The 8,632-nt window shown below is 39.9% G+C and carries 6 protein-coding genes; 3 read left to right on the forward strand and 3 right to left on the reverse strand.

Annotation, left to right across the window (positions count from 1 at the left end):
- Window positions 1-205: 205 nt before the first annotated feature.
- The 3 genes from nrdF to nrdH all read right to left on the reverse strand — a co-directional run bounded on the left by nrdF (window position 206) and on the right by nrdH (window position 3,771).
- On the reverse strand, window positions 206-1,165 hold the full coding sequence (gene nrdF, locus SPADD19_RS04985) for a class 1b ribonucleoside-diphosphate reductase subunit beta (RefSeq protein ID WP_003011591.1): 960 nt from the start codon (window positions 1,163-1,165) through the stop codon (window positions 206-208).
- Between the two features lie 113 nt (window positions 1,166-1,278).
- Complete coding sequence (gene nrdE, locus SPADD19_RS04990; RefSeq protein ID WP_061455425.1) at window positions 1,279-3,438, reverse strand: class 1b ribonucleoside-diphosphate reductase subunit alpha; 2,160 nt, start codon at window positions 3,436-3,438, stop codon at window positions 1,279-1,281.
- Between the two features lie 114 nt (window positions 3,439-3,552).
- Entirely contained in the window at window positions 3,553-3,771 is a 219-nt protein-coding gene (nrdH, locus tag SPADD19_RS04995) for a glutaredoxin-like protein NrdH (protein WP_003006408.1), read from the reverse strand.
- Between the two features lie 475 nt (window positions 3,772-4,246).
- On the opposite strand from nrdH, the gene SPADD19_RS05000 reads away from it, so the two are divergent.
- The 3 genes from SPADD19_RS05000 to glgB form a co-directional block, all read left to right on the forward strand.
- Window positions 4,247-4,510 (forward strand): phosphocarrier protein HPr, encoded by a 264-nt coding sequence (locus SPADD19_RS05000; protein WP_003006411.1) that lies wholly within the window; start codon window positions 4,247-4,249, stop codon window positions 4,508-4,510.
- A gap of 2 nt (window positions 4,511-4,512) precedes the next feature.
- Window positions 4,513-6,246 carry a phosphoenolpyruvate--protein phosphotransferase gene (gene ptsP, locus SPADD19_RS05005; protein ID WP_061455426.1) on the forward strand — a complete coding sequence of 578 codons (1,734 nt, stop codon included), beginning with the start codon at window positions 4,513-4,515 and terminating at the stop codon, window positions 6,244-6,246.
- A 560-nt stretch (window positions 6,247-6,806) separates the two neighbouring features.
- Window positions 6,807-8,632: 1,4-alpha-glucan branching protein GlgB (gene glgB, locus SPADD19_RS05010; RefSeq protein ID WP_061455585.1), on the forward strand; the 1,826-nt coding region annotated here is incomplete at its 3' end.

An 8,632-nucleotide genomic window follows, 5' to 3' on the forward strand; every position in this document is an offset into this window, starting at 1 on the left:
CTCAGGCTAAAACAGTTTCCCAAACTGTTTTACTCTCAAAACTCCCGAGTGCTAGAAGCAATAGTGTTTCTAGCACTTTTCTCACGGCGGAAAGTTTTTAATCTTCAAAATTTAAAAGTCATTTTTTGAAAATCATCTAGCTATTTTATGTAAAACAATAGGTTGTCTACATTCAAAAACCTTTCCATCTGGAAAGGTTTTTGTCTTATAATCCGTAATTATAATCGTCATCCTGCATGGCTTCTACTTCACCGAGAAGGTACCCATTTCCGACTTGAGAGAAGAAGTCGTGGTTAGAGGTACCGGTTGAGATTCCGTTCATGACGATTGGGTTAACGTCATCTGCTGAGTCTGGGAAGAGCGGATCTTGTCCCAAGTTCATGAGGGCTTTATTGGCGTTGTAGCGAAGGAAGGTCTTGACTTCCTCAGTCCAGCCAACACCATCATAGAGACTCTCTGTGTAACCTTCTTCATTCTCATAGAGGGTGTAGAGCAGATCATACATCCACTCTTTGAGTTTTTCTTGTTCTTCTTCTGGTAATTCGTTAAATCCAAGTTGGAACTTGTAGCCGATATAGGTTCCGTGAACTGATTCGTCCCGGATGATTAACTTGATGATTTCAGCTACGTTGGCCAATTTGTTGTTTCCAAGATAGTAGAGAGGTGTGAAGAAACCAGAGTAGAAGAGGAAGGTTTCAAGGAAAACGCTGGCGACTTTCTTTTCAAGGGGAGTCCCATTGAGGTAGATTTCGTTGATGATTTCTGCCTTCTTTTGAAGGAAAGGATTGGTGTTAGTCCATTCGAAAATCTCTTCGATTTCTGACTTGGTATTCAAAGTAGAAAAGATAGAAGAGTAAGACTTAGCATGGACAGATTCCATAAATTGGATGTTGTTAAAGACAGCTTCTTCGTGTGGAGTACGAATATCCGCACGAAGAGCTTGAACACCTGTTTCAGATTGCATGGTATCTAGAAGGGTCAATCCCCCAAAGACTTTACCAACTAGGTCTTTTTCTTTATTAGACAACTTTCTCCAGTCATCCAAGTCGTTTGACAAAGGGATACGCGTATCCAACCAGAATTGCTCTGTTAGTTTTTCCCAGGTCGATTTATCGATGACATCTTCGATCGCATTCCAGTTAATGGCTTTGTAGTATGTTTCCATTTGCATCACTTTCTTTTTCTATTCATTCAATCGTTACTATTCTACCATAAATTGATAGAATACCGCACAAAAAGTCGGCGAACCGACTTTTGATAGCTATCTAGGATAGCGGATTAGATGACACAGCTTTCACATTGGTTGGCGCCAACTTCTCCACCATCATCTGTAAAGGTACGGACGTAGTAGATAGACTTGATACCTTTGTTAAAGGCGTAGTTCCGAAGGATAGACAAGTCACGAGTGGTTTGTTTGTTTTCAGTTTTCCATTCGTAAAGACCCTTTGGAATATCGCTACGCATAAAGAGAGTCAGTGAAAGACCTTGGTCTACGTGTTCAGTTGCGGCAGCATAGACATCGATGACTTTTCGCATATCCATGTCGTAGGCAGAAGTGTAGTAAGGAATCGTTTCCGTTGACAATCCTGCTGCAGGGTAGTAGATCTTACCGATTTTTTTCTCTTGGCGTTCTTCAATCCGTTGTGTGATTGGGTGGATAGAAGCAGAGACATCATTGATGTAGCTGATAGATCCATTTGGTGCGACAGCTAAGCGGTTTTGGTGGTAAAGACCATCTGCTTGAACTTTAGCACGCAGTTCTGCCCAATCCTCTGCACTTGGGATGAAGATATCTTTAAAGAGTTCTTTCACACGATCCGATTTTGGTACAAATTCTCCACTTGTGTACTTATCGAAGTAGCTACCGTTGGCGTAGTCTGATTTTTCGAAGTTGTGGAAGGTAACGCCTCGTTCACGAGCGATGTTGTTTGATTCTACGAGAGTCCAGTAGTTCATGAGCATGAAGTAGATACTTGTAAACTCAACAGACTCCGGTGATCCGTATTCGATCAATTGTTGCGCAAGGTAGCTGTGAAGTCCCATAGCTCCAAGTCCAAACGAATGAGCCAGTTTATTTCCATGATCAATAGTTGGGACTGCTACGATATGAGAGCTATCTGTAACGAAGGTCAAAGCACGAACCATGGCACGAATGGAACGACCAAAATCAGGTGAAGTCATCATGTTGACCACGTTGGTTGAACCAAGGTTACAGGAGACGTCTGTTCCCATTTGGACAAATTCTTGGGCATCGTTGATCAAGCTTGGTTCTTGAACCTGTAGGATCTCTGAACACAAGTTACTCATGACGATTTTCCCATCAACTGGGTTTGCCCGGTTAGCAGTATCGATGTTGACTACATAAGGGTAGCCAGATTCTTGTTGCAATTTAGAAATTTCAGTTTCCAAATCACGTGCCTTGATTTTTGTTTTACGGATATTTGGATTAGCGACTAACTCATCGTATTTTTCAGTGATGTCGATGTAGTTGAATGGTACTCCGTATTCACGCTCAACAGAGTATGGGCTGAAGAGGTACATTTCTTCATTTTTACACGCTAACTCATAGAATTTGTCTGGTACGACGACCCCGAGTGAGAGGGTCTTAACCCGAACTTTTTCATCGGCGTTTTCTTTCTTAGTAGAAAGGAAGGCAATGATGTCTGGGTGGAAGACGTTCAAGTACACCACACCAGCCCCTTGGCGTTGTCCCAATTGGTTCGAGTAAGAGAAGCTATCTTCAAACAGTTTCATAACAGGTACGACCCCAGAAGCAGCTCCTTCATAGCCCTTGATCGGTGCTCCAGCTTCACGAAGGTTGCTGAGGGAGATCCCAACCCCACCACCGATACGAGAAAGTTGAAGGGCAGAGTTGATAGAACGTCCGATCGCATTCATATCATCAGTTACTTGGATCAAGAAACAAGAAACTAATTCTCCGCGGCGGGCACGACCAGCATTTAAGAATGAAGGAGTAGCTGGTTGGTAGCGTTGGTGGATGATTTCGTTTGCAATGTCTTTTGCGATGTCTTCATTTCCATCTGCAAAATAAAGAGCATTGAAGAAGACGCGGTCTTCCATACTTTCAAGATAATATTCTCCATCGTTTGTTTTCAGAGCGTATTGGTTATAGAATTTATAAGCCGCCATGAAGGACTTGAATTGGAAGTTTTGGTCTTTGATAAATTGGGCCAATTCCTCTAAAAATTCAGGACGATATTTCTCGATAAAAGCTCTCTCAATGTAATTGTGCTCGAGAAGGTACTGAATCTTGTCTGTAATTGAGTCAAAGGTTTTAGTATTTGGTACAACATTTTCTTTAAAGAAAGCATCTAAAGCTTCTTTATCTTTATGAAGCATGATTTGGCCGTTTACTGGACGGTTGATTTCATTGTTAAGACGAAAATACGTCACATCTTCAAGAGATTTTAATCCCATAATAATCCTTTTCTAGTTCAAAAAAATGAAGAGGAGAAGTCCTCTCTTTACAAGTAAAAAGTCTAGTGTTAGGTTGCTAACGCTAGACCCTATTTAAGCAAAATACTGTTTTTATTAAGAAAGTTTCTTCAACTTAGCTGGTTGAAAACCAGAAAATACTTCATCCGGTGTTTGAATAACTGGAGCAGCATTGAAGCCAAGGTTTTTAACATGTTCTACAAATTCTGGCTGTTCATCTAAGTTAATTTCGCGGTATTCCACGTGATTGCTATCGAGGAATCGTTTGGTCATTTTGCACTGAACACAATTATTTTTTGAATAAATGGTTACCATTTCTTTTTCGTTCTCCTATCGAAATATAAATCTGTAAACAGTATAAACAAAATCCAGCAACTTGTCAACAAAATAAAACTAAATATTGTGCAAAGAAATGAAATGGAGTTTTCAAAGCACAATATATTGTGGTTAGTGAAAGATGGAAAATTTCAAAAAATGAGATAGGAATAGGCTTTAAAGCATCTTTAATTAGTTATAATTATTTGCTGAATCAATATCCTGTGGTTCAGTAGGTTCATTTTACTGAAAACGGAGGAAAATATTACTTATAATATAGTAGAAAATTGAAAAGATACTTTATCTTTTCTTCAGGTGCTTCTTAGAATGTATCTAAATTGGGATTTTTCGCAGTCTTTTTCTGTAAGTCAGTGATAAAAATCTTGAAAAAAATTTCAAAAGATGATATAATACCAAATTGTAAGGGTTATCAAAAGGTAACTCAAAAACTATTTTTAAAAAGGAGAGTCCAATTATGGCTTCTAAAGATTTCCACATCGTGGCAGAAACAGGTATCCACGCACGTCCAGCAACTTTGTTGGTTCAAACTGCTAGCAAATTTGCTTCAGATATTACTCTTGAATACAAAGGTAAATCAGTTAACTTGAAATCAATCATGGGTGTTATGAGCCTTGGTGTTGGTCAAGGAGCAGACGTTGTAATCTCTGCAGAAGGTGCTGATGCTGATGATGCGATCGCAGCTATCTCAGAAACAATGACAAAAGAAGGATTGGCTTAAATATGACAAAAATGCTAAAAGGAATTGCAGCATCTGATGGTGTTGCTGTTGCTAAGGCATATTTGCTCATTCAACCAGACTTATCATTTGAGACTGTTTCAGTCGAAGATACAAGTGCAGAAGAAGCTCGTTTGGATGCAGCTCTTGAAGCTTCACAAAACGAGCTTTCTCTTATTCGGGAGAATGCAGTAGCAAGCCTTGGTGAAGAAGCAGCGCAAGTTTTTGATGCGCATATGATGGTTCTGGCTGACCCTGAAATGATTGGTCAGATCAAAGAAACGATTCGTACGAAAAAAATCAATGCAGAAGCAGGCTTAAAAGAAGTCACTGACATGTTCATTGCGATCTTTGAAGGAATGGAAGACAATCCTTACATGCAAGAACGTGCAGCAGATATTCGTGACGTTACCAAACGTGTCCTTGCCAACTTGCTTGGTAAGAAATTGCCAAACCCTGCTTCTATCAATGAAGAAGCAATCGTGGTTGCGCATGACTTGACACCATCTGATACAGCTCAGTTGAACAAAAAGTACGTAAAAGCCTTTGTTACTAACATCGGTGGACGTACCAGTCACTCAGCTATCATGGCGCGTACACTTGAAATCGCAGCTGTTCTGGGTACAAATAACATCACAGAACTTGTCAAAGACGGTGATGTTTTGGCTGTTTCAGGGATCACTGGTGAAGTGGTGATCAACCCAACTGAAGAACAAATTGCAGAATTCAAAGCAGCTGGTGAAGCTTACGCGAAACAAAAAGCTGAATGGGCTCTCCTTAAAGATGCTCAAACAGTAACAGCTGATGGAAAACATTTCGAATTGGCTGCCAACATCGGTACACCTAAAGACGTTGAAGGTGTAAATGATAACGGTGCAGAAGCTGTTGGTCTCTATCGTACAGAATTCTTGTACATGGATTCTCAAGACTTCCCAACGGAAGATGACCAATACGAAGCCTACAAAGCTGTTCTTGAAGGTATGAACGGTAAACCTGTGGTTGTTCGTACAATGGATATCGGTGGGGATAAAGAACTTCCTTACTTCGATCTTCCTAAAGAAATGAACCCATTCTTGGGTTACCGTGCTTTGCGTATTTCTATCTCTGAAACTGGTAATCAAATGTTCCGTACACAATTGCGTGCCTTGCTTCGTGCATCTGTTCACGGTAAATTGCGGATCATGTTCCCAATGGTTGCTTTGTTGACGGAGTTCCGTACGGCTAAAGGCATTCTTGAAGAAGAAAAAGCTAAATTGCTTGCTGAAGGTGTTGCCGTTGCAGACGATATCCAAGTAGGGATCATGATTGAAATTCCAGCTGCAGCTATGCTTGCTGATCAATTTGCTAAGGAAGTTGATTTCTTCTCAATTGGTACAAACGACTTGATCCAATACACTATGGCTGCTGACCGTATGAACGAACAAGTTTCATACCTTTACCAACCGTATAACCCATCAATCCTTCGTTTGATCAATAATGTGATCAAGGCGGCTCACGCAGAAGGTAAATGGGCTGGTATGTGTGGTGAAATGGCCGGTGACCAAACAGCTGTTCCACTCCTTGTCGGAATGGGCTTGGATGAGTTCTCCATGTCAGCGACATCTGTTCTTCGTACACGTAGCTTGATGAAGAAATTGGATACAGCTAAAATGCAAGAATACGCTAACCGTGCTCTGACTGAATGTTCAACCATGGAAGAAGTGCTTGAACTTTCTAAAGAATACGTGAACGTAGACTAAGAATGAATCAAATACTAAGACATATCTGTCTTAGTCTCAGATTGAAGACAAAGAAATTTTAAAAACTTTCCTAAGGTCTCAATCATTCCGAGTGCCTGAAACAACTGTGTTTCAGGCACTTTTCTCACAGCGAAAAGTATTTCAACTTCTTAAATAACTAAAAAATAAAAGTTATTTTTTGAAAATTATCTAGCTGTTTTATGTAAAATCATAGTTTGTCTACATTCAAATACTAAGACACATCTGTCTTAGTATTTTTTTTGTTTTTTTTACTTTTTTTATAAAAATGTTCATTTTATTCGTAATAAACTAGTTAGTAATAAAAACATTGACTAAAATGTTCGGTTTTTTGTTTAAATTTCCTTAGATATGTAGTATAATCGTAAGTAAGAGTATGAGGAAAGCGAAGGAATGCAGTAAAAGGTTCGGAAAAGAAAATGAAAGAACTTTTCCTGATAAATTTACATGATTTTCCTGGAATCAACTTGAAAATTAAGTGATTTTATAGTAAAATAAAAACAATTAGAAAACGCTTTCAAAAAAATTGAAGAGGTGAGTATATGGATAGAAGCACAGACTTATGGACATTTGGAAGAGGGGATAATTTCCAGCTTCAAGAGTATTTAGGTGCTCACAAGGAAACAAGGGGAGAACAAGAAGGGTATGCCTTCCGTGTTTGGGCTCCCAATGCCCAGGCGGTCGATCTGATTGGTGACTTTACTGATTGGGAAGCCCGGAAAATTCCAATGGTTCGTAATGAAGGAGGCGTCTGGGAAGTTTTCTGTTCAGATGCAAAAGAGGGAGATATCTACAAATATTTGGTGACACGAAATAATGGTCATCAGGTTCAAAAAATTGATCCTCTAGCGTTATGGATGGAAAAACGACCCAATACAGGGTCTATCATTAAGACCATTCCGGAAAAGAACTGGAAAGACGGTCTTTGGAGAGCACGCCGTAAAAAATTTGGTTTTAAGGAACGACCTGTTAATATCTATGAGGTTCACGCAGGATCTTGGAAACGAAATGATGATTATAGTTCCTATACTTTCAAACAACTAAAAGAAGAACTCATCCCTTATTTGGTTGAGATGAACTACACCCACGTAGAATTTATGCCAGTGATGGCCCATCCATTGGGATTGAGCTGGGGGTATCAGCTCATGGGCTATTTTGCCCTCGAGCAAACTTATGGTAGCCCAGAAGAATTTCAAGATTTCGTGGAAGAATGTCACCTCAACAATATCGGAGTGATCGTGGATTGGGTGCCTGGCCATTTCATCATTAATGATGATGCTTTGGCATATTATGATGGAACACCAACATTTGAATACCAGGATGAACATCGGGCCCATAACTATGGTTGGGGGGCTTTGAACTTCGATTTAGGAAAGAATCAAGTACAGTCTTTCTTGATTTCTAGTTTGAAGTTTTGGATTGAAACCTATCATTTAGATGGAATTCGGGTCGATGCTGTGAGCAATATGCTCTACCTCGATTATGACAGTGGTCCATGGACACCAAATATTGATGGGGGAAACCTCAACTATGAAGGGGTTCATTTCCTCAGACGTTTGAATGCGATTATCAAGAACGAACACCCAGATGTTATGATGATTGCTGAAGAAAGTTCTGCTGGTCAAAAGATCACAGGCCCTGAAGAAGAAGGTGGTCTTGGTTTTGACTATAAATGGAATATGGGTTGGATGAATGATATTCTACGATTCTATGAGGAAGACCCGGTCTACAGGAAATTTGACTTTAATCTGGTAACCTTTAGTTATATGTATGCATTTTCTGAGAATTTCTTACTACCATTTTCACATGATGAAGTGGTGCACGGTAAGAAGAGTTTGATGCACAAGATGTGGGGAGATCGGTACAATCAATTTGCTGGACTCCGTAATCTTTTAACCTATCAGATCTGCCATCCAGGTAAGAAATTGCTCTTTATGGGTTCAGAATTTGGTCAATTTTTGGAATGGAAGTCAGAGGAGCAACTGGAATGGGGGAATCTAGAGGATGAAATGAATGCTAAGATGCGTCGTTTTACTTCTCAGCTCAATCATTTCTACAAAGAACACAAAGAATTGTGGGAGATTGATGATAGCTTTGATGGCTTAGAGATTATTGATGCAGATAACCGGGATCAGAGCGTCTTGTCTATGATCCGGAAGAATCGTAAAGGCGAGCTTCTAGTATGTGTCTTCAATATGGCACCAGTAGAACGCAAGGACTTTACGATTGGTGTGCCTGTATCAGCGGTCTATGAAGAAATTTGGAATACAGAATTAGAAGAATGGGGAGGTGTCTGGAAAGAGCACAATCCGACAGTTCAGTCTCAAGAGGGACTATGGAAGGATTATGAACAAACCTTGACCTTTAC

The sequence above is a fragment of the Streptococcus parasanguinis genome (assembly GCF_001578955.1).
In the GTDB taxonomy this organism is placed as follows: domain Bacteria; phylum Bacillota; class Bacilli; order Lactobacillales; family Streptococcaceae; genus Streptococcus; species Streptococcus parasanguinis_U.